The organism is Xanthomonas bonasiae (genome assembly GCF_014836395.1).
In the GTDB taxonomy this organism is placed as follows: Bacteria; Pseudomonadota; Gammaproteobacteria; order Xanthomonadales; family Xanthomonadaceae; genus Xanthomonas_A; species Xanthomonas_A bonasiae.
Genome location: NZ_JACSQX010000002.1, coordinates 364,412 through 388,761, shown reverse-complemented (window position 1 = coordinate 388,761; position 24,350 = coordinate 364,412). Strand labels below are relative to the sequence as shown.

Here is a 24,350-nt window from a genome sequence, read left to right as displayed (position 1 = left end):
ATGATCGAACTTCCTAGCGCCGACGACGTCACCCAAGCCAGCCAGCAACTGGGCCTGGCCGCGTCGGCGGCCGAACTCCACGGCGCGTTGTGCGGCTGGCTGGCCGGCGGCGGCGCCGACCTGGCGGCGTGGCCGGCCGCGGTGCTGGCCGATGCCGGCATCGCCGCGCCGCGCCGCGGCGACGTGCTGGACCGCTTGCGCGAGGCCACCGCCGCGCAACTGGAGGACCGCGATTTCGCCTTCGACCTGGTTCTGGCCGATGCCGGCGCGCCGCTGTCCGAGCGCGCCGACGCCCTGTTCGACTGGTGCCGCGGCTTCCTCGGCGGGTTCGGCCTGGCCGCCGGCGCCAAGCCGCCGTTGTCGGAAGAAGGCGAAGAGTCGCTGCAGGATCTGGCGCGGCTGGCCCAGGCCAGCACCGACGATTTCGACAGCGCCGACGAGGACGAGGACGCGCTGGCCGAGATCGAGGAATTCGTGCGCGTGGCCGCGCTGCTGCTGCACAGCGACTGCGTGCTCGGCCCGCGCCATCGGCAACGCCTGAACTGACGCGATGAAGCGACTCACCGGCATCGGCGCGGGCGAATACGCGCGTCGGCGCAAACACCTGATGGACATGGCCGGCGACCACGCCATCCTGGTGCTGCCGAGCGCGCCGGAGCGGGTCCGTAGCCACGACACGCACTATCCGTACCGGCAGGATTCGGATTTCTGGTACCTGTGCGGTTTCCCCGAGCCGGAGGCGGTGCTGGTGCTGGTGCCGGGCCGCAAGCACGGCGAGGCGCTGCTGTTCTGCCGCGAGCGCGATCCCGAGCGCGAGGCCTGGGACGGCCCGCGCGAAGGCCAGGAAGGCGCGGTGGAACGCTACGGCATGGACGATGCGTACCCGATCGAGGATCTCGACGAGATCCTGCCGGGCCTGCTGGAAGGCCGCTCGCGGGTGTACTACCACTTCGGCCGCGACGTCGATTTCGACCTCAAGCTGATCGGCTGGGTCAATCGGGTGCGCGAGCAGGTGCGGCATGGCGCGCAGCCGCCGCACGAGTTCCTGGAACTGGGCCACCTGCTGCACGAGCAGCGCCTGTTCAAGTCGCGCGACGAGATCGCGCTGATGCAGGTCGCCGCCGACCTCAGCGTGGCCGCGCATCGCGCGGCGATGCGGCTGGCGCGGCCGGGCATCCACGAATACCAGGTGCAGGCCGAGATCGAGCGCGAGTTCCGCGCCGGCGACGCCTGGCCGGCGTACGGCAGCATCGTCGGCAGTGGCGCCAACGCCTGCGTGCTGCACTACCGCGCCAACGCCGCGCGCCTGCGCGACGGCGAACTGGTGCTGGTCGACGCCGGTGCCGAGTACCGCGGCTACGCCGCCGACATCACCCGCACCTTCCCGGTGAGCGGCCGCTTCAGCGCCGAGCAGCGCGCGCTGCACGATCTGGTCGGTGCGGCGCATGCGGCGGCGCTGGCGCAGGCGCGGCCGGGCGTCGCCTACGAGGCCGGGCATCTAGCCGCGGTGCAGACCCTCACCGAAGGCTTGCTGCGGCTGGGCCTGCTCAAGGGCACGCTGGAGCGGAACCTGGCCGATGGCGACTACCGGCGTTTCTACCGGCACAAGACCGGGCACTGGCTCGGCCTGGACGTGCACGACGTCGGCGACTACAAGCTGGCCGGCGCCTCGCGTCTGCTCGAGCCGGGCATGGTCTTCACCATCGAACCGGGGCTGTACATCGCCGCCGACGACAAGCAGGTGGAGCCGCGCTGGCGCGGCATCGGCATCCGTACCGAAGACGACGTGCTGATCACCGACGACGGCCACCGCGTGCTGACCGCCGCGCTGGAGCGCAGCGCCGAAGAGATCGAAGGCTTGATGGCCGGTGATTGACGCTGCGCTTGCGTACGTCACGCGGGTTGCGCACAGTAGCTTGCTTCCGGGGGGAGGGGGCAGGCATGAAGAAATGGATGCAGGCAGTGCTTGCGGCAGCGCTGTGCCTTGCTGCCGCTGCTGAGGCGGTTGCCCAGGACGCGGCGGCGCCACCATCGCCTGCCGCTGCCGCCTCGGCGCCAGTGCCGTCAGCGGTGCCGACGCTGGCGCTCGAAGATCTGCAGACCTTGTTGTCGGCGCGCTCGGCGCCTGCGGCGCGCGAGCAGATGCTGGCGCAGTTGGTCGCGCTGGCCGGCAGGGGCGACGGCATGTCGGCCTACGTGCTCGGCGTGCTGTACCGCAATGGCGAGGCGCATCCGGCGCATCTGGTGCCGCGCGAGCCGGATACCGCGCGCTATTGGCTGGAGCGGTGCCTGGGCATGCCGCGTTGCCCGCTGTTGGCGCTGGCGTCGCTGGCGGAACTGGAGTTGTCGGCAGGCCGTGCCAAGCCGGCACTGCAATGGGCGCAGGGCTGGGTGGCATTGGATCGCGAGTTCACCACCCGCGCCCGCGCGATCGAAGGCCGCACGCTGCGTCCCAGCCAGCGCAATCGCGATACCGCTTACCACGCCTATCTGCTGGAGCGTTGCTATGCGGCGATGCCGGCGGGCGACCGCGACGCGCTCGGACTCGCCTGGTTCAACGAATTCCGCGGACAGTGGGGCGGCGTGCTGGACCGGATGCTGTTCGCGCAGATCGATGCCCTGCAGGCGCAGTCGACAGGAGAGGACAGTGGACTGGCCGCGCGCGCCGAGAACCAGCGACGCAAGACCGTCCTCGACAGCCCGATGGATCTGCCGGTGACGCCTGCGCTGAGCCTGTTCTTGCTGCGTGGCGATCCGCAGGGCGGACGCCCCGAGTCGGCCCTGGTGGTCGAGGCGCTGCCCTCGCCGAACGCGGCGCGCGGACTCGAAGCGCTTGCGCACGATTTCAAGACCGCGCCCTATCCTGCGCAGGCCGGGCAACGGCGCTACGACCTGATGCCGATGAGTTTCAACCGCGGTCCTTACGCGCTGACCGGGAAGTGAGCGCGGCGCCGCCGAGCGACTTCAAGACGGCCCCGGCGCGGCCTGGCGATGCAGCCGCGCGTGCATGGGGGATAAGCATGCTGGCCCGAGCGCATCCGCGACGGCGCGTCCGCTGTGATCAGGCGGCTGCCGCGAACGCCGGCCGGGTCAGGTTCTCCGGTTCGCCCTCGGTGCACGCCACTTCGTCTTCGATGCGGATGCCGCCGTAGGGCTTGAACTGCTCGACCCGGTTCCAGTCCACGCTGGCGGCATGGCCGCTCTTCCTGACCTCGTCGAGCAGCATGTCGATGAAGTACACGCCCGGTTCGATCGTCACCACCATGCCCGGTTCGAGCACGCGGGTCATGCGCAGATAGGGATGGCCGGCGGGGCGCTCGATGCGGCCGCCGCGGTCGCTGGCGGCGAAGCCGGCCACGTCGTGCACCTGCAGGCCGATCGGGTGGCCGAGGCCGTGCGGGAAGAACGCGGCGCTGACGCCGGTGGCCAGCGCGGCTTCCGGCGACACGGTGATCACCCCGAAGTCCTTGAGCACGCCCATCAGCGCCAGGTGCGCGTCGAGGTGCAACTGCTTGTAGTCCACGCCGGCGCGCACGCCCTGGCCCATGCGGATCTGCGCGGCGTCGACCGCGTCGATCAGCGCCTGGAATTCGCTGCCGGTGTCGGCGGCATAGCTGCGGGTGATGTCGCTGGCGTAGCCGTGCGCGGAGGCGCCGGCATCGATCAGGAAACTGCGCCGCTGCGCCGGCGCCTGCCGCTCCAGTTCGGTGTAGTGCAGCACCGCGCCGTGCTCGTTCAGCGCAATGATGTTCCCGTACGGCAGTTCGTTGGCGTCCTGGCCGACCGCGCTGCAATACGCCATGTGGATCTCGAACTCGCTGCGGCCGTCGCGGAACGCGGCTTCGGCGGCGCGGTGGCCGCGTACCGCCAGGCGCTGCGCCTGGCGCATGAGCGCCAGTTCGTAGGCGGTCTTGTAGGCGCGGTGGTATTCCAGGTACTGCACCACCGCGTCCGGATTGTTCGGCACGTAGTCGCCCAGCGCGCTCTGCGCTTCGCCGAGGATCGCGCAGTGCCCGGCCGGTCCCGGCAGCAGCGCCAGCGCCTCTTCCGGGGTGCGGATCACGTGGATGTCGCAATGCTCGACCCACCAGCCGTTCGGCGCCGCCGGCACCACGTGCCAGTAGTCGCGCGGCTGGTGGAAGATCAGCTGCGGGCGGCGTCCCGGGGTGTATACCAGCCAGCTGTTCGGCACCCGGGTCAGCGGCAGCCAGGCCTTGAACTGCGGGTTCACCGCATACGGATAGTCGCGATCGTCGAACAGCTGGTAGTGCAGGCTGCCGCTGGGCACGAGCAGATGGTCGAAGCCGCCGCGCGCCAGCGCGGTGTCGGCGCGTTGCGCCAGCGTGCGCAGGTGCGCGGCGTACAGGGCGCTGGGGTCTTGCTGGCTCATGGCGACTCGTTCGGCGATGCGGAAAATTGGATGCCAAGTTTGCCGCAAACGGCGCGAGCGTGGTGACGCACCGCGTGCCCACGCATGGCATGCGGCCATGCCCAGGCGTAGCCGGGAAGCGACAGCCGTCGCCAGGCCGGCCGGATCTTCTTCCAGGCGATGGAGGAACCTGTAGGAGCGGCTTCAGCCGCGACAGGCCTTACCGATGGATCCTGTCGCGGCTGAAGCCGCTCCTACAGGGGATGCCAGCGATGCCTACCCGGCCGGCCCGGACTTGATCCATTGCCGCAGCAGGTCGCGATGCGCCGGCGAGATGGTCAGGAAGCGGAAGCCGGCCCAGGCCTGGCCCGGCGCCTGCGCGCGTTCGCTCCACAGCAGGTGCACGCCGACGTCGATCTGCACGTCGCGGCCGAGTTGCGGCAGCGCGAAGCGCAACTGGTACAGCGCGTCGTCGTGCAGCGGCGCCGACGCCAGCAGCAGCATGCCGCTCTCGGAGAGGTTGCCGAGCCGGCCGACCACGGCGTCTTCCATCATGTCCAGCACCGGCACCATGTCCGGGACCTGGCGGCGCGGCGAACGGCGGGCTTCGGCGATCATGCGTCCTCCAGGGTGTCGGCGGGGACCGGCGCGCCGGCCAGGGTGCGCAGCGCGCGCACGGTGGCGTGCCAGGCGCGGTCGATCAGACGCGCGCGGTCCTCGGTGACGATCCGCGCCTGGCTCTGCGCCAGCAGCCGCGACAGCGCATCCAGCGAATACTCGGCGGTCTTGTGGCCACGCTGGTTGACGAACAGGGCGCGGTCGGTGATCGGGCTGTACCAGGACAGCCGCTGCCGTTTCAGGTCGCCCTGCTGGTTGGTCACGAATTCGAACCAGGTGCCGAACGGCAGGCTGCGGAGCCGCGCGTAGGCCGCTTGCTCGGCGTCGTTGCGCGGCGCCAGCAGCGGCCGCTCGCCATCCTCGCCCTGGTCGCCGAGGCGGGTGCGCGCCTTCAACTTGGCGCTGAGTTCGGTGCGCGAGGTCAGCGTGTCGCCGCCGCCCGGAGTGGACAGGCGCCGCGCGATCGCTTCGGCTTCGTCCTGGTGGTAGCCGACCTGCAGCAGGGCGCTGCGCACTTCGCTGGCCAGCTCCGGGTCGGGTTCGCCACCGCTGGCGCGGCAGGTGACCTCGGCGATGCATTGGCTCAGCTGCTGGCGCTCGCGCCAGGCGTCGGAGTCCTCGCCCTGGCGCAGCAGGGTCAGGGTCAGCACATCGGACCAGGCCTGGTTCAGCAGCGCCTGCACGAACTTGGGCGGCTGCCAGGTCCGGCACAGCGCTTCCAGCGTGGAGCTGGCCAATTCCTTGGCCACCTCCAGCCGTTCCTTGCCGCGCGCGGCCTCGATGTGGCGGCGCTCGGCGATCTCGGCCTTGTGCGCCAGCGCGCGGTACTGCGCCTGGATGTCCTGGTGGGCCTGCTCGAAGACCTGTTCGTCGCCTTCGTATTCCTCGACTACCCGGTCGACCGTCTGGTTCAATTTCAGCAGCAGCTGCGGATCGGTGTCCTCTTCGCTGAGCCAGGTGGCGCCGGACTCGGCGACCGCATTGAGCAGCTCGCGCGCCGGATGCTGGCTGCGCACGAAGAACGCGCTGTCCTGCAGCGCGGCGCGCACCAGCGGAACCTGCAGGCGCTCCAGCAGAGCGGCGGCCGGCGCGTCGCTGCGCACTTCGCGTTCGATCTCCGCATACAGCAGGCCGAGCAGGTCGAAGGTGTCGGCATCCTGCGGTGCCAGCGCCGCCTGCGGCCCATGTTCGGTGCGCAGCGTGGCCAGCAGCGCCGCCTGCACGTCGCGCACCTGGCGACGTCCGCGCAGGCCGGCCAGGGTGCTGTGCGCTGGCGGCTGCGCCTGCAGTTCGCCCAGGGCCTGCAGCAGCGATGCGGTGGGCACGCCGGGGGCGCTGGCCGTGGCGGCGGCGCGGGGCGCCGGCATCGGGACGTTGCCGGACGACGCAGGCATCGCTGTCGCTGCGGCAGCGTGGGCGGCGTCTGCGGGAGCGGTGCCGGTGGTCCCGGCCGGCGCCATCCGCGCGGCGGGCGCCGTCGCACGGTCGCGCGCGGCGGCGAGCAGCTGGCGCAGCGTGGCCAGGTCGGTCGGTGCGTTGCCGGGCGCGGCCGGCGCGGGGCTTGCTGCCGTCCCGGGGGTGGCCGCGATCGGCGGCGGAAGCGGGGGCGCTGCGCTCGGCAGGGCCGCTTCGCCGCCAGCGGCGCCGGGGCCCGGGCCGGACCAGCCGCCGGGTGCCGCCTGTCCGGACCAACTGGTGGCCGGGCGCGTGGCGGAGGAAGGGCGTGCCGCGCCGCGGTTGCCGGCGGCCGCGGCGGGTGCTGCGGTCGTCGGCCGCGCCACGTAGGGCAGGTAGACCAGGCCGGGCAGCACGCCGGCGTGCGCCAGCAGCACGTTGGCGCGTTCCACGATCTCGCCGTAGCGGACCAGCACCTGGCGCTCGAAGGCGCGGTACAGGGTCAGCTGCGCGTCCAGCCCCAGCCGCAATTCCTCGCCGGCCTCGCGCAGGATCCGGCACAGCAGGTGCGGCCCCAGCGGCGTATGTTCGGCTTCGAACGCCGGCCGCGCGGCGAGCACGCCGAAACGCTGGCCGAGCAGTTGCAGCGGGGTGCTGGCCCGCGCCGCCTCGCGCCGGGCGATGTCGTGCAGGACGATGTCGCGGTCGATGTCCACGTCGGCGACCAGGGTCAGCATCTGCATCGCCGCGCTGGCCTTGTCCTGGCGCAGCAGGCCGACCGGGGCGAGCGGCAGCCGCAGCGTGGCCAGGGCCGCTTCCAGCTGCGCCTTGTAGAACGGCGCGAAGCGCTCGCGGCGAGCCCGCAGGCCTTGCAGTTCCTGGTAGATGTCCTCCTGCAGCTGGCTGTTGCGCGCGCGTTCGGCCTGGTCGAACAGCTCGCGCTCCAGCTCGCTCAGGGTCGACTGCAACGGCGCCTCCAGCGATTGCCACAGCAAGGCCTTCAGCGCCTCCAGGATGTCGCGCACGCGCGTGGGCAGGGCGGCGCTGGCGAGCGTCGCCGGGTTTGCCGACGGAATGGCAGACAATGACATCCTGTGATCGCCGTTTGATTTCCGGGTCCGGTATGTAACACGTTTCTGGCGGCGCAACCATGTTGGCGGCGGCCTGGCGCAGCGTTCAGAGCATGAACAGGGCGACCACGTCGTTGGTGAAGCGCCGTCCCAGTTCGGTCGGCAGCGCATGCCCGGATTCCACCTGCAACCAGCCCCGCGCCTGCGCCTGGGCCAGCGCCGGGGCGATCGTCTCCGGCGCCAGGCCGGTGCGCACGGCGAAGTCGCGCAGCGCGAACCCCTGGTTCAGGCGCAGCGTATTGAGCATGTACTCGAACGGGCGCCGCTCGGCGCCGATCCAGTCGTCGCCGCCGATCGCCGCCGGGGTGCCGGCGGCGGCCAGGAACGCCTGCGGATGCTTGGTCTTCCAGCGGCGCAGGATGCTCTGCTCGGCGCCGGAGCTGATCTTGCCGTGGGCGCCGGCGCCGATGCCCAGGTAGTCGCCGAACTTCCAGTAGTTGAGGTTGTGCGCGCACTGGTAGCCGTCGCGGGCGTAGGCGCTGACTTCGTACTGGGCGTAGCCGGCGGCGGCCAGCAGCGCCTGGCAGTGCTCCTGCATGTCCCAGGCGTCGTCGTCCTCGGGAATGCCCTGCGGCGGGCGCGCGGCGAACACCGTGTTCGGTTCCAGGGTCAGCTGGTAGTGGCTGATGTGGGTGGGCTGCAGCGCCAGCGCGCGCGCGATGTCGCTCTCCGCCCCGGCCAGGGTCTGCTGCGGCAGCGCGTACATCAGGTCCAGGTTGAGATTGGCGTAGCCGGCGTCCTGGGCCAGCTTCACCGCGCGCTCGGCGTCGGCGCTGTCGTGGATCCGGCCCAGGCGCTGCAGCGCGGCGTCGTCGAAGCTCTGGATGCCGAAGCTGAGCCGGTTGACCCCGGCCGCCAGATAGCGGTCGAAGCGGCCGTGCTCGGCGGTGCCCGGGTTGGTCTCCAGGGTGATCTCCAGGTTCGGCGCGAAGCGCAGGCGCGCGCTGGCCGCTTGCAGGAAGCGGTCGATCGCCTCGGCCGGAAACAGGCTGGGGGTGCCGCCGCCGAAGAACACGGTCTGGACGGTGCGGCCCCAGACCAGCGGCAGGTCCTGGTCCAGGTCGCGGATCAGCGCGTCCACGTAGTCGTCGAACGGCAGCGCGCCCTTGGCCGCATGCGAGTTGAAATCGCAGTACGGGCATTTGCGCACGCACCAGGGCAGGTGCACGTACAGCGACAGCGGGGGCGGGATCAGCATGGTGCGGTGCGGGGCCTGTTAACGCGATCGGGATAGGCCACGCCGCGCTTAGGCGCGTGCGGGGCAAGGAAGAACGAGAGAGCTTATGTCGATAAGAGACCGAGTGATGACGCGGCACCGTGCGCGCCTAAGCGCGGCCCTCCGGGTTGCCGTGTCCGGCGCCCAGGCGGCCGCGCACGGCTTGGACAGGCGGCCAGCCTGCCGCGGCGCCGTGCGCGACCGCCTGGGCACCGGACACGGCAACGTGGCCTATCCCGATCGCGTTAACAGGCCCCAGTAGCCCACGCAGCGCTCGGCAGTGGTCAGCGCATCGCCGAGCCGGTCGAGCTGCGCGTAACGCTCGCGGCCGTACGCCAGGCAGTGGGTGTAGTCGGCTTCGTCGCGCCAGCGGTCGATGGTCAGGTAGGCGCCCGGTGCCTGCGCGCGCAGCAGTTCGGTGCCCAGGTAGCCCGGGTACTCGGCGAACAGTGCGGCCCAGGCGCCATCGGCGGCGTACAGCGTCTCGAATGCCTGTGCCTGGCCTTCGGCCACCTCGTATTCCCAGATCGTGACGAACATCGGCGTCTCCCTCAGGTGTCCCAGTGCGCCAGTTGCCTGCGCAGCAGCGCCAGCGCCTGGCCGCGGTGGCTGATCCGGTTCTTCAGCGCCAGCGGCATCTGCGCCGCGCTCTGGCCGTGGTCCGGATCGAAGAACACCGGATCGTAGCCGTGGCCGCCGTCGCCGGCGCGCGCGTGCAGGATGCGCCCGCGCCAGCTGCCTTCCACCAGCAGCGGTTGCGGGTCTTCGGCATGCCGCAGCAGCACCAGCACGCAATAGAAATGCGCGGTGCGCTGCGCGTCGGGGACGTCGCGCAGTGCATGCAGCAGCTTGTCGATGTTGGCCGCGGCATTGCCGTGTTCGCCGGCGTAGCGCGCCGAGTACAGCCCCGGCGCGCCGCGCAGCGCGTCCACGCAGATGCCCGAGTCGTCGGCCAGCGCCGGCAGGCCGGTGACCTGGGCGGCGTGGCGTGCCTTCAGCAGCGCGTTCTCGACGAAGGTCAGGCCGGTCTCGTCGGCATCGCGCACGCCGAGCGTGGACTGCGCGACCAGGTCGATGCCGGCGCCGTCGAGCAGCGCATGCAGTTCTTCGAGTTTGCCGGCATTGCTGCTGGCCAGGACCAGTTTCTTCATTGCTTGGGTTCCAGCAGGTCCCACTTGGTGCCGTACAGGTCGCGGAACACCGCGACCGTGCCATAGGGTTCCGCGCGCGGGGATTCGAGGAACTCCACGCCCTGCGCCAGCATCGCGGCGTGGTCGCGGGCGAAATCGTCGGTGTACAGGAAGTGGTCCACGCGCCCGCCGGTCTGGTCGCCGATCCGCGCGCGCTGGGCGGCGTCGCCGGGTTCGGCCAGCAGCAGCGCGGCATCGTCGCTGCCGCCCGGGCCGACCACCACCCAGCGCTTGCCGTCGCCGAGCGCCACGTCCTGCAGCAGGACGAAGCCGAGCTTGCCGGTGTACCAGGCGATCGCCGCGTCGTAGTCGGCCACGACCAGCGTGGTCAGCGCGATCCGTCGCTTCACCGTGCCAGCGCCTCGCGCTGGGCGGCAAGCAGTTGGCCGATGCCGGTTTCGGCCAATGCCAGCAGCGCATCCAGTTCGTCGCGGCGGAACGCATGGCCTTCGGCGGTGCCCTGGATTTCGATGAAGCCGCCACCGTCGTTCATCACCACGTTCATGTCGGTGTCGCAGTCGCTGTCCTCTGCGTAATCCAGATCCAGCACCGGCGTGCCGCGGTAGACGCCGACCGAGACCGCGGCGACCGCGCCGAGCACCACCGGCTTCTTCAGGTCGCCGCGCTTCTGCAGCCAGTTCACCGCGTCCATCAGCGCCACGTAGGCGCCGGTGATGGCCGCGGTGCGGGTGCCGCCGTCGGCCTGCAGCACGTCGCAGTCCAGGGTGATGGTGCGCTCGCCGAGTGCGTTGCGGTCCACGCAGGCGCGCAGCGCGCGGCCGATCAGGCGCTGGATTTCCAGCGTGCGCCCGCCCTGCTTGCCGCGCGCGGCCTCGCGGTCGGAGCGCGAATGCGTGGCGCGCGGCAGCATGCCGTATTCGGCGGTGACCCAGCCTTCGCCCTTGCCGCGCAGGAAGCCCGGCACCCGGTTCTCCACGCTGGCGGTGCACAGCACGCGGGTGTCGCCGAAGCTGACCAGCACCGAGCCTTCGGCGTGGCGGGTGAAGGCGCGTTCGATGCGCACCGGGCGCAGCTGATCGGCCGTGCGGCCACTGGGACGGGAAAAGGACATGGGGATCGATCCGGAGGTGTCGTGAGGGCCGGGCGCGGCAGCGGGCCGGGCCGTGGGAGCTGAGAGGCGCTAGGTTACCATTCGCGCTTTGCACGCACCGGAACACCACATGATCCGCAGCATGACCGCCTTCGCCGGCGCCGAGCGCATCACTCCCTGGGGCACGCTGGGCTGCGAACTGCGCTCGGTCAACCACCGTTTCCTGGAAGTGGGCGTGCGCCTGCCGGAAGAGCTGCGCGCGCTGGAGCCGCAACTGCGCGAACGCCTGGCCGCCCGCGTCAGCCGCGGCAAGCTGGACCTGATGCTGCGCCTGCGCGCGCCCGACGCCGCGCAGGCGCTGGCGGTGAACGAGCCGCTGGTCGAACAGCTGGCGGTGCTCGCGCAGCGGCTCGGCGCGCGCTTCCCGCAACTGCAGGTGCAGTTCGCCGACCTGCTGCAACTGCCCGGGGTGCTGCAGGGCCAGGCGGTCGATCCGGCCGCGCTGCAGGCGCAGGCGCTGGAGCTGCTGGACGCGGTGGTGGCCGAGTTCGTCGCCGCGCGCGAGCGCGAGGGCGGCAAGCTGGCCGCGGCCATCGTCGAGCGGGTCGATGCGGTCGAGCGTGTCGCCGCCGAGGTGAAGCAACTGATCCCGGCCATCCGCGAGGGCCAGCGCGCCAAGCTGGCCGCGCGCCTGGCGGACCTGCCGCATCCGGTCGATCCGGGCCGCGCCGAGCAGGAACTGGTGCTGTGGCTGCAGAAACTCGATGTGGACGAGGAACTGGACCGGCTCGACAGCCACATCAAGGAGATCCGCCGCGTGCTGCGCCAGCCCGAGCCGGCCGGCCGGCGCCTGGATTTCCTGTTGCAGGAATTCAACCGCGAGGCCAACACCCTGGGCTCCAAGTCGGTGGACAGCCGCACCTCCAACGCGGCGGTGGAACTGAAGGTGCTGATCGACCAGATCCGCGAGCAGGTGCAGAACCTGGAATAGCGCTCCGCGCGCTTGGACCTGGCGCGCGCAGCGTGGCGCGGCCGCGTCAGCGTTCGCGCAGGAAGAAGTCCACCGGCACCACCACCTGCACCGGGTCGCCTTCGATCTCCGGCGGCGGCGCCGGCAACGGGCTGGCCCGCTGCACCGTCGCCAGCGTCTCGCTGTCCAGCGCGTCATGGCCGCTGCCCTGGACGATGCGGATCGCGCTGGCATGGCCGCGCCGATCCACCGCGAACTGCACCTGCACCACCCCTTCCTGCCGGCGCCGTTGCGCCGGCCGCGGGTAGCGCTTGTAGCGCTGCAGATGCCCCAGTACCTGCGCCTGCCAGGTGGCGCGCCGCTGTTGCGCCGCACCGGACAGCGACTGCGTCGCGGCATAGCGGCTGGCTGGCGCCGCCGCCACGCTGGGCGGGGCGCTGGCCTGCGCCGCGCTGGACGCTTGCGGTGGGTCTTGCGCCGGCGTCGACGGCTGCGCTTCTTCCAGGTCGGCATGCAGCGGTTGCGGCGGCGGTTGCGGCGGTGCCGGCCGCGGCGCGCGCACGCGCGGGGCCTGGCGTTGCTCGGGCTGCGGCGGGCCCGGCGGCACATCGGTCGGTGGCGCCGCCGGCGCGGTCGGGGCCGGCGCCAGCTCCAGCATGAGCGCCTGCGCCGGAGCGGCGGGCGGCGGCGGCCGTTCGCGCGGCGGCCAGCACAGCAGCGCGGCGACGAGCGCCGCATGCGCCGCCAGTACGCCGCCGAGGCTGAGCAGCCAGCGCCGCAGCGTCCGCGGTCCTGCGCTCATCGGCCGGCCGGCTCCAGCCCGACCAGCGCGACCTTCAGATAGCCCGCATCGCGCAGCGCGTCCATGGTCCGCATCAGTTCGCCGTAGGCCACCGCGCGGTCGGCGCGCAGGAAGATGCGCTGCGTGCGGTCGCCGCGGGTCAGCCGGTCCAGCGCCGGCTGCAGCGCAGCGCGCTCGATCGGGGTGTCGCCGAGGCGCAGGCTCAGGTCCTTGCGCAGGGTCAGGTAGACCGGGTCGCGGTCCCTGGGCTGCGGCGCCGCGGTGCTGGCGGGCAATTCCACCGGCACCTGCACCGTGGCCAGCGGCGCGGCGACCATGAAGACGATCAGCAGCACCAGCATCACGTCGATCAGCGGGGTGACGTTGATCGCGTGGTGCTCGTCCAGCGCATCCTCGTCGTCGTCTCGGTTGCTGCGGATCGCCATGCCGGTGTCCTCAGGCCGTGCCGGCCATGGGCGCGCCGTGCGCAGCGGGCCCGGACGCGCGCTGACGATCCAGGTCGCGCGACACCAACTGCTGCACGCCGGCCGACAGGTCGCCCAGCTGCTGGCGCAAGCCGCCCAGGGTGCGCGCGAAATGGTTGTAGATCACCACCGCCGGGATCGCGGCGACCAGGCCCAGCGCGGTGGCGAGCAAGGCCTCGGCGATGCCGGGCGCGACCACCGCCAGGGTGGTGGTGTTGGCGCGGGCGATGCCGACGAAGCTGTTCATGATGCCCCACACGGTGCCGAACAGGCCCACGAACGGCGCGGTGGCGCCGATCGTGGCGAGCAGGCCGGTACCCTTGCGCAGCTGCCGCGCATGGCCCAGTTCGATCCGTTCCAGGCGCGAGGCCAGCCGTTCCTTGATCCCGGCCATGTCCTGCAGGCCGCTGGAGTGCTGCAGTTCGGCGCGGGCTTCGCGCAGCAACAGCTGCGCCGCGGGCACCGCCAGCGGCGGGCGGCGCTCGGCATCGGCCAGGTCCTGCGCTTGCGCCAGCGCCGTGCGCGCGGCCTGCAGCGCCCGCCCGAGCCGCGCCAACTCCCAGCTCTTGGCCACCAGCACCGTCCAGGTGGCGACCGAGGCGATGGCCAGGCCGACCATCACCGCCTGCACCACCAGGTCGGCGTGCAGGAACATCTGCCAGGGCCCCAGGTCGGGCGGCAGCACGGGGGGCGGGGTGATGTCAGCATGCATGGTCGTCATCCAGCGGGTCGAAACGGGGGGCGGGGGTGTGCGTTTGCGTCATGGCCTGGGCATGCGGCGCGTCCGGCAGCAGGCCGGCCGATTGCAGGCAGGCCAGCACCCGGTACCAGGCCGATGCCGAGATCGCGTAGCCGGCGTCGCGCGCGGCGGCATGCAGGTGCTGCGGCGTCAGCTGGCCGTGCGCGCCGAGCACTTGCGGCGCCAACCGCACCGCCGCCAGGCGCGCGGAGGTGACGTTCAATCCGGCGCCGCGCAGCAGCGCCGACCACGGATCGGCGCGCCGCACCTGCCGACGGCGACGCTGCGCGCGGATCTTGCCCGGCATCACCGCGCTCCCGGTGCATCGGCGGCGCGGCGCGGCGCCGGACGCGACAGCACGTAGGCGGCGCTGCCGGCGAAGAACAGGCCCACGCCCAGCGCCAGCTTCCAGCCCGGATGCGCGCCGCAGCAGAACAGCACGTAGCCCACGCCCATGCCGGCACCGGCGAAGCACTTGCCGCGGCGCGTGATCGCACCCTGTTCGCGCCACAGCCGCAACGCGGCGCCGTAGCGGGGATGCTGCAGCAGCCATGCCTCCAGGCGCGGCGAGGAGTGCGAGAAGCACCATGCCGCCAGGATCAGGAAGATCGTGGTCGGCATCACCGGCAGCAACGCGCCGATCAGGCCCAGCGCCAGCATCAGCAGGCCCAGGCAGCACCACGCGCCGCGGCTCAGCGACATCGCCGCACCTCCTGCGCGCACGCGCTCATTGCGCGCCGGCCGGGAGATAGGTATCGACATGGGCGTAGACGCGATCGAACGCGGCGCACGCCGCAGCGACCACGGCCTGCTCCTGCGCAGGATCCAGCGGCACGCTGTCGAGCGCGGCGGTGAACTGGCGCCAATGCCGCGCGCGCCCGTCCGGGTGGCCTGCGAGGTGGCGCGCACCGAACTGCTCGTGCAGTCCCAGCCGGGCGGCCAGCTTGGCCAGGATCGCCGCGCCCAGGTTGGAACCTTCGGCCACGTACAGCCAGCCCAGCGCGTCGACCTGTTTTTCGTAGCGGCGGCCGTCCGGCGCCGGGAGCGGGCGCATGGCGGGGACCGCGACGCCCAGGTCGGCCAGGTCGGCCAGCAACTGCGGCAGGCGCCGCCGCTGCGCCAGTTCCGGGATCACGCTGGCGAGCACCGGATTGCGGTACACGTTCTCCATGTCGCAGTGGAAGCAGTACTGCACCTGCACGAAGCGCGCGTAGTTCGCGCGCGATGCGAACGGTTGCGCGGCCATGATGCGCTGGTCCAGGCGCGCGTGCGCTGCGTGGGTGGCGGCCTTCAGGCGCTGGCTGCGGGTGGTGGTGTCGGCGAAGCATTCGGTCATGGCGCGGGCTCGTGGTCGGCAGGGCGGGTTGCGCGGGTGGGTAGGGAGGAATGATCGGCACGCCGTGCCGGGTTCAGAACACGCGCTCCAGCTTTAGGCTGATCGCGTTCTTGTCGTAGCCGTACAGCCAGTCCACGTTGCTGTGCACGCGGTTGTGGCGCAGGCTGAGCAGCGGGGTGAAGCCGGCGAAGGCCAGGCGCGGCGCCTTCAGCGCGACGGTGTAGTTCTGCTCGTCGTCGCGGCGGCGCGCGCCGAGCACGGCGCTGTAGGCGTCGTAGTCGCGGCGCCGGTACGAGGCGAACGCGCTGCCGACGAAACCGGCCGGCCACTGCAGCGAGGCACCCAGCCGCGCGCCGCGCTGCAGGTAGCCGTTCGCGGCCTGCAGCGCATCGCTGGCCACCACATCGACGCCGCCGAACACGGTCCAGCGCGCGCCCAGGCTGCGGAAATAGGTGGCGTAGGCCGAACGCAGGCCGCCGTCGTAGTTGCGCGCATAGTCCTGGCGCCGGTAGCGCATGTCCTTGTAGTCGGCTTCCAGCTTCAGCAGCGAACTGGGCGACAGTGTCCAGTTCCATTCCCCGTGCACGCCCCAGGCCGCGTACAGCGCGTCGTTGCCCCAGGCGTAGTACTCGAACGACGGCGCCAGCGAAATGCCATGGCGGCCGCTGCGGTAGCTGTAGCCGGCCTGGGTGGTCGTGGTCAGTTCGTTGTAGGCGCTGTGGCCGCGGTAGCCGTTGCCGAACAGCAGCGAGCGCAGATACAGGCCGTGATGGCCGCGCAGCGGCAGGCGCTTGTCGAGGCTGGCGTCGTAGTCCACCCCGCCGGCGCCGATCGCGGCCGGCAGTTGCCGGTCGATGTAGCAGAAGCCGCTGCTGTCGGCGAGCAGGCAGGTGCGGCTGGCGGAGCTGCGGTTGAGGTTGTCGTTCCAGGTCGGGCCGAACGCGAACGCGCCGCTCCATGCGCGGCGGCTGGCCAGCGCGCGCTGGAACGCTTGCACGCTCTTGCGCACCCCGGCGGTCCTGGGGTCGCCGGCATCGACGGCGGCGGCGATGGCGTCGAACAGCTCGCCCGCCTCGCGGTCCTGCTGGTCCTCGAACAGCACGCGGGCCAGCTCCAGGCGGCCGGGCAGGAAATCGGGCTTGAGCGCGAGCAGCGCACGGTAGTGGCGCTCGGCGTCCGCATAGCGGCCATCGCGCCGCGCCAGTGCGCCCTGCGCGTAGTGCAGCAGCAGCGGGTCGTGGTCGGCCAGGGTCAGGTACTCGGCCAGGAAGCGTTGCGCCGCGTCCCACCGCTTTTGCTGGATGGACAGGTACAGCGCGCGGCCGAGGTCGCTGGCGCTGCGCTCGACGGTGTAGGACTTGCCCTTGATGTCCAGCGTCGGACGCGGCCCATCGTCGTCGAGTTCGTCCTTGAGCAGCTCGCGTTCGCGCTGCAACGCATGCCGCTCCACGCTCTGGTCGAGCATGCGGCGGGTATCGTCGCGTTCCTGTGCGGCGACAGGAAACGCCGGCAGCGACGCTGCCAGGAGGAGCAGGGCGGCGAGCAGCGCAGGCCGCGCAGGAGACATGGGGTGCATCGACTCGATAGGCCAGGTGGTGGTGGGCAGGACTGGCTTGGCCTTGGCTTGTCCTGCCCGGATCATCGACGGAACGGCGCAGAGCGAACGCTCAGCGCGTCATGCTCAGTTCTTGGTGCCGCCGAAGGCGGTGTCGTACTGGGTGCCGCTGAAGTTGACGATGCCGGCCAGGGCGGTCTGGCCGCTGTAGAACTGGCCGGACACCGCGCCGCCGGAGGCCACCAGGCTGCCCGATTGCGTCGCCAGCGCGGTGCTGCCGGAAATGCTGGCATTGCTGTTGATGGTGGCCGAGCCGATGTTCACCGTGTAGCCGCTGCTGCTGTTGGCGATGCTGCCGGTCAGCGTGCCACTGCCGAAGTTGGCGGTGAACACGCCCGACAGCAGGTTGCCGTTGCCGCCGTTGGCCGCGGCGTTGTAGTTGTTGATGCCGACCACGTTGTAGGTGGCCGAGCCGGTGGTGGGCACCGTGGTGTCGCCGTTGTCGCCGATGTAGTAGACGGTGCGGGTGCTGTCGCCGCTGGTGCCGTACGCGGACCATTCGCCGAACCACACGTCCTGCGCGCCGACCTGGGCGAACACGAACACGCCCAGATTGTCGTGGCTGTCCGGCGCGCCGGTATACGGGAAGTTGAGCTTGTGCACGAGCTTGGTGCCGTCGCTGCTGCCGTCCTTGTTCCAGTCCACCGCGCTGTTGGTCTTGACGCTGTAGGCGGTGAGTCCCTGGAAATCGACTTCGTTGCCCAGACCGGTCGAGTTGACGGAAATGCCGGCCTTGCCGCTGCTGTGCGGGCCGCCGTTGACGTCGGATTCGCCGACCTGGACGTTGCCGGTGTTGCTCGAGGCGCCCTTGAAATTCGCCGCCTGGCTGGCGCCGATGGTGGCCACGGCGAGCACGGACAGCGCGAACACGGACAGTGTGCGTTGCGTCTTCATATTGCCAATCTCCTTTTGCGGATTGAGGTACTGCGTTGGTGCGGACGTCCTGTCCTTTACGGTCACTTCTCCAAGCTCGCCAGCCGCCGCCGCGCTCAGAAGCGCGCGGACAGGCTGAGTTTCAGGGTCCTGCCGGGTGCGGCCACCGCCGAGCGCGTGGCCGGGTCGACGTAGTACTGGTCGGTCAGGTTGGTGCCGGTCAGCTCCACGCTCAGGTTCTCGCGCAGCTTGTAGCTGGCGTAGGCGTCGAAGATCAGGGTCGTGCCCCAGGAGAACGGCACGTTGAAGTTGTAGACCAGGCGCCCGCCGCCGCTTTGGATCGAGTGCGCGCGGTACCAGTCCAGGTCGGGGTTCTCGTATTGCCTGAAGTAGATGGCGCGCCCGCCGATCTCCAGGCGCCGGTCGAGGAAACGCCCGCCCAGCGACCAGGTCGCCGACAGTTCCGGCGCGGCCTGGGTCAGCAGGTAACCGCCGACGAACCCGTAGTCCACGCAGGTTGGCACGGCCTGGCTGCCGAGCGCATAGCCATTGCTGGTGCTCAGGATGGCCGCGGTGCTTTCGTCGCAGACCCGGTTCTCCAGGCTGTAGTTCACCCCCAGGTCGGTGAACAGACGGCCGCCGTCGTAGCGGGCCTGCAATTCCAGGCCGCGGATGGTCTGCTTGTCGACGTTGTCGAACTTGAAGCGCGGATCGCGCTCGATCACGTCGCGGGTCTTGTTCACGTAGTAGGCGAGCTTGACGTCGGCGGTCGCGTCTGGCCCCAGCAGGTGGCCGAGGTCGTGGACGTAGGCCAGCTCCCAGTTGTAGGCGTGTTCGGGCTTCAGTCCCCAGGGATTGATCGAAGCGGAGAAGGCCAGCGTGCTCTCGAACATGCTCGGATAGCGCACCGTCTCGGCGTAGCGCAGATAGGCGCGGCTGTGGTCGCCGAAGTCGAGCGTGGCCGAGAAGAACGGCACCCAGCCGTGGTCCTTGCGCTTGCTCGCCTGCGCGACGTAGCTGGTGCCGACCGCGGTGGCCCGGCACAGTCCATCGACGACGTTCGCGACCCCGTCCAGCGTGCCGTTGAGGCAGGCGTTGCCGGACTTGCTGTAGTTGCCGTCGGCGTCCGCTTCCCAGGGCACGCTGTGGTTCACCGTATAGCTGGTCGGCAGCGCGGCCAGCAGCTCGTTGGCGAGTTGGTCGTAGATGTCCTGGGTGATCGCGCCCAGGTCCAGCAGCATCTTGTAGACCTCCAGGTTCTCGCCGGCCATCGCCTCGCGTTCCTGCTGGGTATAGGCCTGCGTGGTGGCGTATTCGACGTTGTATCCGGTCGTCGCGCTCGCCTGTATCTGCCCCGGGTGGGCGGCGAGGAAATCGTCGTAGGCCCAATACGAGGTGTAGCGCGCACCTGCACCCACGGTCAGGACATCGAGCAGCCGCCACTCGACATTGAAGTTCGCCTGCCATTCCTGGCGGCGTCCGGCGCGCGGGTACATGCGCCAGCCGTCGCTGGTGCCGAAGTAGGCGTCGTCCGAGCGCAGCTTCTCGCGCTGCCAGCTGCCGCCCAGGGTCAGGTCCAGCGTATCGCTGAAGCGGATCTTGTTGCTGAGGGTGATGCCGTTGCGCGTGTTGCTGGCGTTGGCCAGCGCGGTGTTCTTGAGCGTGGGGTCGTAGCCCCACTGCGGATCGCCCTGGGCGAAGTTGGGGAAGCCGCCGGCGGTGTAGGTGTCGCTGGCCGTGTCGGTACGCCACAGGTTGGCGTACAGGTCGATCCAGCGGCTGTCCTCGGGCCGCCATTTGTATTCCAGGTTGTAGGCCTTGGCGTCGACCCGGCTCAGCGGCCACTGGATCGCGCCGCGGTCCTGCGAGTTCATGATCCGCGAGGGCATGATCTCGCCGTAGTGGGACAGGCTGTCGCGGTAGCCCAGTTGCAGCGCCTGCGCGTCGTCGATGCGCCAGGTGGCCTTGAACAGCCACGATTCCATCCGGCTGGACGTGTTGGTCACCTCGTTGCCGGGTTTCCAGTAGTTCGCCATCGAGGTGATGTAGTCCTCGGCATAGGAACTGCGTTCGTCGCTGTAGTAGCCGGTGTTGCGCTTGCCGGCGTAGTAGTTGCCGCGTTCGCGGTAGGCATAGGCGGCCAGCAGGTCGAGCCGGTCGCTCGGGCGCCAGCCCAGGGACATCCGGTAGGCGTAGTCCTCGCCGGCGAAGACGTTGTAGCCGCCGCCGCCGGTCCTGGGCGTGACCCGCAGCGTCTGGTCCGCATACGGAATGGCCGGCGTGTCCTGCGGAAAGCCTTCCACCGTGCGGTAGTCCTCGCCGGTGTGCAGGGTCGGCAGCCGCGGCGAGGTCGCGTTGCTGCTGCCTTCGAGCTTGAACTCGCCGCCGAAGCGCTGACCCGGCGCGACGACGTCGTCCACGTCCAGGGTGTCGATGACCATCGCACCGCCGACGCCGGTGGTGACGTTGCGGGTCAGCGACGGGCCCTTGAGGATCTGGATGCCGCCGATCAGGAACGGGTCGATGTAGTTGCGGTTGCTGGCGCCGTTGTAGCCGCGCCAGACCGTCAGCGCCTGCTCGGTGCCGTCGATCGTCACCGGCACGCGGCCGGGGCCCTGGATGCCGCGGATGTTGATGTCCAGCGCACCGCTATTGCGGGCGTCGCCGCTGAACACGCCGCCGACGCCGTTGAGCAGGTCCGATGGCGTGGCGCCCTTGTAGCGTTCGACTTCGCTGCGGCCGATGTAGGCGCTCGACAGGTCCAGGTCGTAGACGTCGTCGTAGCCCTGCGCATCGCGCGCGCTGCCGGTGGCGGTGCCGCGGGCGGCCCCGGCCACGTTCAACGTGTCGGTGACGATCGTAGGCTCGCGTTCGGCCTGGGCCGGGTCGTGCGCCGCGGTCTCCAGGGTGACCGCATTGGCACCGGTCCGCCGCGGGACCAGGCCGCTGCCCTGCAGCAGCCGCTGCAGCGCCTGCTCGGCGCTGTAGTCGCCCTTCACTGCGGGAGCGACGAGGCCGTAGGGTTCCTGCCGGCTGTACAGCACTTGCAATCCGGTCTGTGCGGACAGTTTCACCAGCGCGTCGGGCAGCGGCTGGGCGTCCAGGTCGATGGCGTAGCGCGCTTGTTGTGCGCCCGCCGTGGGGATCGGCGACTGCGCATGCGCAATGGTGGAGATGCCGAGCAGGGTGGACGCGAGGGCGCTGGAGAGCAGGGTGCGGCAGGCAGGCGAGCGGCCCTTGCGCAAGGCGGCGGTGGCGATGGACATGGAGTCGGGTATCGGGAGGAAGGTATTTGATGCGAACGAAAATCATTACGTTCTTGTCGGTAACACGGGTTCGGCGTGCTCCGACTACCCAGTCCATCCGCGGACGACGTGCTACATCGCCCTCTTTTGTTTATGTTTTATTCATTTTACCGAGCTCGTCTGCGGCGACGGCCGGTACACGAAGGTCGCCCATCCCAGGTGCACCGCGTCGAGCCGCAGACTGTCCAGCAGCACCTGCAGGCCGGCGTCCGGGTCGGCGATGTTGAACGCGCCGGAGACCGGCAGTGCGCCGATGTCGCCGCGCAGCTGGATGAAGCCGTGGCGGTAGCGCGAGAGCTCGCGGATCACCTGCGACAGCGGCGTGTTGTAGAAGACCAGTTGCTGCCGCCGCCATGCGGCCACCGCGAGCGGATCGACGGCGGTTTCGCGGCGCACGCTGTTGCCTGCCAGCCATGCGCGTTGCCCGGCGACGAGCACCGTGCCGGTCTTCCCGGCGGGCGGGCGGACGGCGACGCGGCCTTCGGCCACGCTGACCTGGCTCGTATCGTCTTCGAGATGGACATTGAACGCGGTGCCCAGCACGCGCGCGCTGCCGCCAGCGCTGTCCACGATGAAGGGGCGGCGTGGATCGCGCGCGACCTGGAAGAAGGCTTCGCCGCGCAGCAGCCGCACCGAACGGGTGCCCTCGTGCATGCGCACGACGATGGCGCTGTCGGTGTTGAGGGTGACGACGCTGCCGTCCTGCAGTTGCAGCCGCCGCATCGCGCCGACCCCGGTGTAGGCATCGCTGCGCAACCGGTCCAGGCCGCCGGCGCCCAGCCAGGTGCTGGTGCCGATCGCCAGGGCGAGCCCGGCGGCTACCGCCTGCCAGCGCTGCCGCTGCCGGTGCGAGCGCCGCTGCGCAACCGCGGGTGCGGCCGCCGCGATCGCGGCGGAAGCCGATGGCGCGGGCTGCAACGGATCGATGCCGAGTTCGTCGCCGACCTCGGCGGCCGGGCGCTGCAGCATGCCCAGCAGCGTGCGCGCCGCCGCCACCGCTTGCGCGCGCGCCGCAGGGGCGACGGCCAGCCAGTCCCGGTACTGCCGCAAGGTGTCCGCATCGCTGGGCGCTTCGTCCAGGCGCAGGATCCAGTGGACGGCTTGGTCGAACAGGTCGTCGTCGACGGAGGGGGTGTCGGGCATCGTCTGCCTATCCGCTAAGGAATGGGGTTGTCGTCCGCGGCAAAGGGAATCCGCGGGTCGTTGATGAGCATGACGGGTCCAGCGCTGCCGATCCCGTAGCCGCGCTAGAGGTCCCGGCCGGCCTCCCGCAGCCGCCGCCGGCAGTGGGCGAGCGCGACGGCGATGTGCTTTTCCACGGTGCGCGGGGAAATGTCCAGCTGTGCGGCGATCTGCGCCATGCTCAGGTTGCGGCCGCGGAACAGCACGAAGACCCGCCGCGCCTGCGCGGGCAGGTCGCGGATCGCCTGCAGCAGGACCGCGTATTCCTGCTGGCCCAGGGTCGCGGCGTAGGGCGATGGCTCCGCGCTGGGAACATCTTGCGCAGCGTCCGCAGGGGCGAGAAAGCGGCTGCGCGATGCGGTCAACCGCTGCCGGTCCACCGCGACGTTGTCGACCACGCGGCGTAGATAGGTGAGCGGGTCGCGGACGCTGTGGTGGCCGGGCTCGCGCGACGCCAGGCGGATCCACGCATCGTGCACGATGTCGCCCGCCGCGCCGGCGTACTTGCGCGTCGCATACCGATGCAGTTCCGCGTAGCTGCTTTCCAGTTCGTCCGCCAGCGAGACAGGCGTGGCGGAAGAGGGAGGAGTGGACATGGCATCCGTCCAGGACCACGGAAGAAGAGCCGAAGTGTAGTGCGGATGAGATTTATTCTCAATTAAGTTCGGCCGCGACCTGCCGCCGCCGCATGCAACTGGACGCGCCACCGTGCGGAGGCGCGGTCGCTTGCGCGTCCCGTTGCGCCGCTGCGTCGCGCACAGGGATTTGCTCTGCCCGCGCGTGCAGCCGCCAGCGGCCCGACCGGCAGGCCGGTGCATGCGATCGTGTGGGGAAAAGCGCTTGAGGATCATGCCGTTAAGTCCTCAGGCTGTGGGTGGGCGGCGAACGGGCGACGCATTGCCAGGCGGATGCTGCAAGGCCCGGTCGCTTGCGGTCGCGGCTGGGGCTGGTATCGTGCGCCGCCCGACTTCAATCGACGGCGAGACCTGAGCGATGCGCGGCACTCTCTATATCGTTGCGGCGCCTTCCGGCGCCGGCAAGAGCAGCATCGTCAACGCCACGCTGGCGCGCGATCCGCAGATCGCGCTGTCGATCTCGTTTACTTCGCGCGCGCCGCGGCCGGGCGAGCGCCATGCCGAGCACTACCACTTCGTGTCCGCCGACGAGTTCCAGGGCATGATCGATGCCGGCGACTTCTTCGAGTACGCCCGCGTCCACGGCGACTGGAAGGGGACTGCGCGGCAATCGGTGGAGCCGCAGCTGGCCGCCGGCCACGACGTGCTGCTGGAGATCGACTGGCAGGGCGCGCGCCAGGTGCGGGCCAAGGTGCCCGACGCGGTCAGCGTGTTCATCCTGCCGCCGTCGCGCGCGGCGCTGGAGCAGCGCATGCGCAAGCGCGGCCAGGACAGCGAGGCGGTGATCGCGCAGCGGCTGGCGGCGGCGCGCGAGGAGATGTCGCACTACGCCGACTTCGACTACGTGATCGTCAACGAGGACTTCGACACCGCGGTGGACGAGATGTGCGCGATCTTCGTCGCCAGCCGCCTGCGGCGTCTGCCGCAACAGCAGCGGCATGCCGATCTGATCGCCGCGCTGCTCGATCAGGATCAGGCAACTGGCTGATTCCAAAGGAAACTGAATGATGGCCGGTTGATTTCGGCCGGCCCGCGCCCTACAATCGCCGCCCTTTCCCTCATTCGAGCGCGTGGCCGCCAGCGGCCCGCCGGGAGCCCGCATGGCCCGCATCACCGTAGAAGATTGCCTGGAAGTCGTTAACAACCGTTTCGAACTGGTCATGATGGCGTCCAAGCGCGCCCGCCAGCTCGCCAACGGCGTGCAGGCCACCCTCGACAACACCGAATCGGCCGACAAGCCGACGGTGCTGGCGCTGCGCGAGATCGCCGCGCGCAAGATCGACAACGCGCTGATCGACGAAGTCGAGAAGGCCGAGCGCGAGCGTGCCGAGCGCGAAGCGCTGGAGTGGGCCGCGGCCGAGGTCGTCGCCGACGAAGACATGTCCAAGAACGACGACTGATCGCGTCCCCGCGCTCGGAGCGTCTGCCGAACAGCCCGCATCCGCGGGCTGTTTCGTTTT

Annotated in this window: 25 protein-coding genes; 6 read left to right on the top strand and 19 right to left on the bottom strand. The window is 70.6% G+C overall.

The genetic code is table 11. From position 1 onward, the window contains the following. The 3 genes from H9658_RS04460 (at position 1) to H9658_RS04450 (ending at position 2,943) form a co-directional block, all read left to right on the top strand. Positions 1 to 546 (top strand): YecA/YgfB family protein, encoded by a 546-nt coding sequence (locus H9658_RS04460; RefSeq protein ID WP_191824495.1) that lies wholly within the window; start codon positions 1 to 3, stop codon positions 544 to 546. A 4-nt stretch (positions 547 to 550) separates the two neighbouring features. After that, positions 551 to 1,876 carry an aminopeptidase P N-terminal domain-containing protein gene (locus H9658_RS04455; RefSeq protein WP_191824494.1) on the top strand — a complete coding sequence of 442 codons (1,326 nt, stop codon included), beginning with the start codon at positions 551 to 553 and terminating at the stop codon, positions 1,874 to 1,876. A 65-nt stretch (positions 1,877 to 1,941) separates the two neighbouring features. Continuing rightward, entirely contained in the window at positions 1,942 to 2,943 is a 1,002-nt protein-coding gene (locus H9658_RS04450; protein ID WP_179566965.1) for a hypothetical protein, read from the top strand. A gap of 118 nt (positions 2,944 to 3,061) precedes the next feature. Here H9658_RS04450 and pepQ read toward each other — a convergent pair whose 3' ends face one another. From pepQ to rph, 8 genes are all read right to left on the bottom strand, one after another. After that, positions 3,062 to 4,390, bottom strand: coding sequence for a Xaa-Pro dipeptidase (gene pepQ / locus H9658_RS04445; RefSeq protein ID WP_191824493.1), 1,329 nt, complete (start codon positions 4,388 to 4,390; stop codon positions 3,062 to 3,064). A gap of 255 nt (positions 4,391 to 4,645) precedes the next feature. Further along, positions 4,646 to 4,987, bottom strand: a complete 342-nt coding sequence (locus tag H9658_RS04440) for a PilZ domain-containing protein (protein ID WP_179566961.1) — start codon at positions 4,985 to 4,987, stop codon at positions 4,646 to 4,648. After that, a complete protein-coding gene (locus H9658_RS04435; RefSeq protein ID WP_191824492.1) occupies positions 4,984 to 7,473 on the bottom strand; it encodes a DUF1631 domain-containing protein in 2,490 nt (829 codons plus the stop codon). Before H9658_RS04435 ends, H9658_RS04440 begins: the two co-directional genes overlap by 4 nt. Before the next feature lie 85 nt (positions 7,474 to 7,558). Continuing rightward, positions 7,559 to 8,710, bottom strand: a complete 1,152-nt coding sequence (hemW, locus tag H9658_RS04430; RefSeq protein WP_191824491.1) for a radical SAM family heme chaperone HemW — start codon at positions 8,708 to 8,710, stop codon at positions 7,559 to 7,561. A 249-nt stretch (positions 8,711 to 8,959) separates the two neighbouring features. Then, on the bottom strand, positions 8,960 to 9,268 hold the full coding sequence (locus H9658_RS04425) for an antibiotic biosynthesis monooxygenase family protein (protein WP_179566955.1): 309 nt from the start codon (positions 9,266 to 9,268) through the stop codon (positions 8,960 to 8,962). 11 nt (positions 9,269 to 9,279) lie between these two features. Continuing rightward, entirely contained in the window at positions 9,280 to 9,879 is a 600-nt protein-coding gene (rdgB, locus tag H9658_RS04420; protein WP_191824490.1) for an RdgB/HAM1 family non-canonical purine NTP pyrophosphatase, read from the bottom strand. Further along, complete coding sequence (locus tag H9658_RS04415) at positions 9,876 to 10,268, bottom strand: VOC family protein (protein ID WP_191824489.1); 393 nt, start codon at positions 10,266 to 10,268, stop codon at positions 9,876 to 9,878. Before H9658_RS04415 ends, rdgB begins: the two co-directional genes overlap by 4 nt. After that, complete coding sequence (gene rph, locus H9658_RS04410) at positions 10,265 to 10,990, bottom strand: ribonuclease PH (protein WP_046981340.1); 726 nt, start codon at positions 10,988 to 10,990, stop codon at positions 10,265 to 10,267. The genes H9658_RS04415 and rph overlap by 4 nt, the downstream gene beginning before the upstream one ends. A 109-nt stretch (positions 10,991 to 11,099) precedes the next feature. Here rph and H9658_RS04405 point away from each other — a divergent pair, with 109 nt between their 5' ends. Continuing rightward, the gene (locus tag H9658_RS04405) at positions 11,100 to 11,960 is read left to right on the top strand and encodes a YicC/YloC family endoribonuclease (protein ID WP_191824488.1); all 861 of its coding nucleotides are present in this window, start codon (positions 11,100 to 11,102) and stop codon (positions 11,958 to 11,960) included. A gap of 46 nt (positions 11,961 to 12,006) precedes the next feature. On the opposite strand, the gene H9658_RS04400 is transcribed toward H9658_RS04405, so the two are convergent. From H9658_RS04400 to H9658_RS04350, 11 genes are all read right to left on the bottom strand, one after another. Continuing rightward, positions 12,007 to 12,741: an energy transducer TonB gene (locus H9658_RS04400; protein WP_191824487.1), complete on the bottom strand. Its 735-nt coding sequence runs from the start codon at positions 12,739 to 12,741 to the stop codon at positions 12,007 to 12,009. Continuing rightward, complete coding sequence (gene exbD, locus H9658_RS04395; RefSeq protein ID WP_191824486.1) at positions 12,738 to 13,166, bottom strand: TonB system transport protein ExbD; 429 nt, start codon at positions 13,164 to 13,166, stop codon at positions 12,738 to 12,740. Before exbD ends, H9658_RS04400 begins: the two co-directional genes overlap by 4 nt. A 10-nt stretch (positions 13,167 to 13,176) precedes the next feature. Next, the gene (gene exbB, locus H9658_RS04390; protein ID WP_225209732.1) at positions 13,177 to 13,917 is read right to left on the bottom strand and encodes a tonB-system energizer ExbB; all 741 of its coding nucleotides are present in this window, start codon (positions 13,915 to 13,917) and stop codon (positions 13,177 to 13,179) included. After that, positions 13,907 to 14,251 (bottom strand): hypothetical protein, encoded by a 345-nt coding sequence (locus H9658_RS04385; protein WP_191824484.1) that lies wholly within the window; start codon positions 14,249 to 14,251, stop codon positions 13,907 to 13,909. Before H9658_RS04385 ends, exbB begins: the two co-directional genes overlap by 11 nt. Continuing rightward, the gene (locus tag H9658_RS04380) at positions 14,251 to 14,646 is read right to left on the bottom strand and encodes a YbaN family protein (protein ID WP_179566939.1); all 396 of its coding nucleotides are present in this window, start codon (positions 14,644 to 14,646) and stop codon (positions 14,251 to 14,253) included. Before H9658_RS04380 ends, H9658_RS04385 begins: the two co-directional genes overlap by 1 nt. 25 nt (positions 14,647 to 14,671) lie before the next feature. Then, entirely contained in the window at positions 14,672 to 15,280 is a 609-nt protein-coding gene (locus H9658_RS04375) for a biliverdin-producing heme oxygenase (RefSeq protein WP_179566937.1), read from the bottom strand. A gap of 73 nt (positions 15,281 to 15,353) precedes the next feature. Further along, positions 15,354 to 16,847 (bottom strand): surface lipoprotein assembly modifier, encoded by a 1,494-nt coding sequence (locus H9658_RS04370; protein ID WP_191824483.1) that lies wholly within the window; start codon positions 16,845 to 16,847, stop codon positions 15,354 to 15,356. Between the two features lie 114 nt (positions 16,848 to 16,961). Next, positions 16,962 to 17,789: a Slam-dependent surface lipoprotein gene (locus H9658_RS04365; RefSeq protein ID WP_191824482.1), complete on the bottom strand. Its 828-nt coding sequence runs from the start codon at positions 17,787 to 17,789 to the stop codon at positions 16,962 to 16,964. Between the two features lie 95 nt (positions 17,790 to 17,884). Next, on the bottom strand, positions 17,885 to 21,034 hold the full coding sequence (locus H9658_RS04360; protein WP_191824481.1) for a TonB-dependent receptor: 3,150 nt from the start codon (positions 21,032 to 21,034) through the stop codon (positions 17,885 to 17,887). A 141-nt stretch (positions 21,035 to 21,175) separates the two neighbouring features. Beyond that, the gene (locus tag H9658_RS04355; RefSeq protein ID WP_191824480.1) at positions 21,176 to 22,216 is read right to left on the bottom strand and encodes a FecR family protein; all 1,041 of its coding nucleotides are present in this window, start codon (positions 22,214 to 22,216) and stop codon (positions 21,176 to 21,178) included. 104 nt (positions 22,217 to 22,320) lie between these two features. Beyond that, positions 22,321 to 23,106 carry an RNA polymerase sigma factor gene (locus H9658_RS04350; RefSeq protein ID WP_225209731.1) on the bottom strand — a complete coding sequence of 262 codons (786 nt, stop codon included), beginning with the start codon at positions 23,104 to 23,106 and terminating at the stop codon, positions 22,321 to 22,323. 142 nt (positions 23,107 to 23,248) lie between these two features. Between H9658_RS04350 and gmk the strand changes: the two genes are divergently transcribed. Continuing rightward, positions 23,249 to 23,878 carry a guanylate kinase gene (gene gmk / locus H9658_RS04345; RefSeq protein WP_179566932.1) on the top strand — a complete coding sequence of 210 codons (630 nt, stop codon included), beginning with the start codon at positions 23,249 to 23,251 and terminating at the stop codon, positions 23,876 to 23,878. A 112-nt stretch (positions 23,879 to 23,990) separates the two neighbouring features. Beyond that, positions 23,991 to 24,290, top strand: coding sequence for a DNA-directed RNA polymerase subunit omega (rpoZ, locus tag H9658_RS04340; RefSeq protein ID WP_010343101.1), 300 nt, complete (start codon positions 23,991 to 23,993; stop codon positions 24,288 to 24,290). Positions 24,291 to 24,350: the final 60 nt, after the last annotated feature.

Excerpts from the sequence above, each read along its gene's own strand:
- H9658_RS04460 (WP_191824495.1), top strand. The coding sequence starts at position 1 with ATGATCGAACTTCCTAGCGCCGACGACGTCACCCAAGCCAGCCAGCAA.
- H9658_RS04455 (WP_191824494.1), top strand. The coding sequence starts at position 551 with ATGAAGCGACTCACCGGCATCGGCGCGGGCGAATACGCGCGTCGGCGC.
- H9658_RS04450 (WP_179566965.1), top strand. The coding sequence starts at position 1,942 with ATGAAGAAATGGATGCAGGCAGTGCTTGCGGCAGCGCTGTGCCTTGCT.
- pepQ (WP_191824493.1), bottom strand. The coding sequence starts at position 4,390 with ATGAGCCAGCAAGACCCCAGCGCCCTGTACGCCGCGCACCTGCGCACG.
- H9658_RS04440 (WP_179566961.1), bottom strand. The coding sequence starts at position 4,987 with ATGATCGCCGAAGCCCGCCGTTCGCCGCGCCGCCAGGTCCCGGACATG.
- H9658_RS04435 (WP_191824492.1), bottom strand. The coding sequence starts at position 7,473 with ATGTCATTGTCTGCCATTCCGTCGGCAAACCCGGCGACGCTCGCCAGC.
- hemW (WP_191824491.1), bottom strand. The coding sequence starts at position 8,710 with ATGCTGATCCCGCCCCCGCTGTCGCTGTACGTGCACCTGCCCTGGTGC.
- H9658_RS04425 (WP_179566955.1), bottom strand. The coding sequence starts at position 9,268 with ATGTTCGTCACGATCTGGGAATACGAGGTGGCCGAAGGCCAGGCACAG.
- rdgB (WP_191824490.1), bottom strand. The coding sequence starts at position 9,879 with ATGAAGAAACTGGTCCTGGCCAGCAGCAATGCCGGCAAACTCGAAGAA.
- rph (WP_046981340.1), bottom strand. The coding sequence starts at position 10,990 with ATGTCCTTTTCCCGTCCCAGTGGCCGCACGGCCGATCAGCTGCGCCCG.
- H9658_RS04405 (WP_191824488.1), top strand. The coding sequence starts at position 11,100 with ATGATCCGCAGCATGACCGCCTTCGCCGGCGCCGAGCGCATCACTCCC.
- H9658_RS04400 (WP_191824487.1), bottom strand. The coding sequence starts at position 12,741 with ATGAGCGCAGGACCGCGGACGCTGCGGCGCTGGCTGCTCAGCCTCGGC.
- exbD (WP_191824486.1), bottom strand. The coding sequence starts at position 13,166 with ATGGCGATCCGCAGCAACCGAGACGACGACGAGGATGCGCTGGACGAG.
- exbB (WP_225209732.1), bottom strand. The coding sequence starts at position 13,917 with ATGCATGCTGACATCACCCCGCCCCCCGTGCTGCCGCCCGACCTGGGG.
- H9658_RS04385 (WP_191824484.1), bottom strand. The coding sequence starts at position 14,251 with ATGCCGGGCAAGATCCGCGCGCAGCGTCGCCGTCGGCAGGTGCGGCGC.
- H9658_RS04380 (WP_179566939.1), bottom strand. The coding sequence starts at position 14,646 with ATGTCGCTGAGCCGCGGCGCGTGGTGCTGCCTGGGCCTGCTGATGCTG.
- H9658_RS04375 (WP_179566937.1), bottom strand. The coding sequence starts at position 15,280 with ATGACCGAATGCTTCGCCGACACCACCACCCGCAGCCAGCGCCTGAAG.
- H9658_RS04370 (WP_191824483.1), bottom strand. The coding sequence starts at position 16,847 with ATGTCTCCTGCGCGGCCTGCGCTGCTCGCCGCCCTGCTCCTCCTGGCA.
- H9658_RS04365 (WP_191824482.1), bottom strand. The coding sequence starts at position 17,789 with ATGAAGACGCAACGCACACTGTCCGTGTTCGCGCTGTCCGTGCTCGCC.
- H9658_RS04360 (WP_191824481.1), bottom strand. The coding sequence starts at position 21,034 with ATGTCCATCGCCACCGCCGCCTTGCGCAAGGGCCGCTCGCCTGCCTGC.
- H9658_RS04355 (WP_191824480.1), bottom strand. The coding sequence starts at position 22,216 with ATGCCCGACACCCCCTCCGTCGACGACGACCTGTTCGACCAAGCCGTC.
- H9658_RS04350 (WP_225209731.1), bottom strand. The coding sequence starts at position 23,106 with ATGATCCTCAAGCGCTTTTCCCCACACGATCGCATGCACCGGCCTGCC.
- gmk (WP_179566932.1), top strand. The coding sequence starts at position 23,249 with ATGCGCGGCACTCTCTATATCGTTGCGGCGCCTTCCGGCGCCGGCAAG.
- rpoZ (WP_010343101.1), top strand. The coding sequence starts at position 23,991 with ATGGCCCGCATCACCGTAGAAGATTGCCTGGAAGTCGTTAACAACCGT.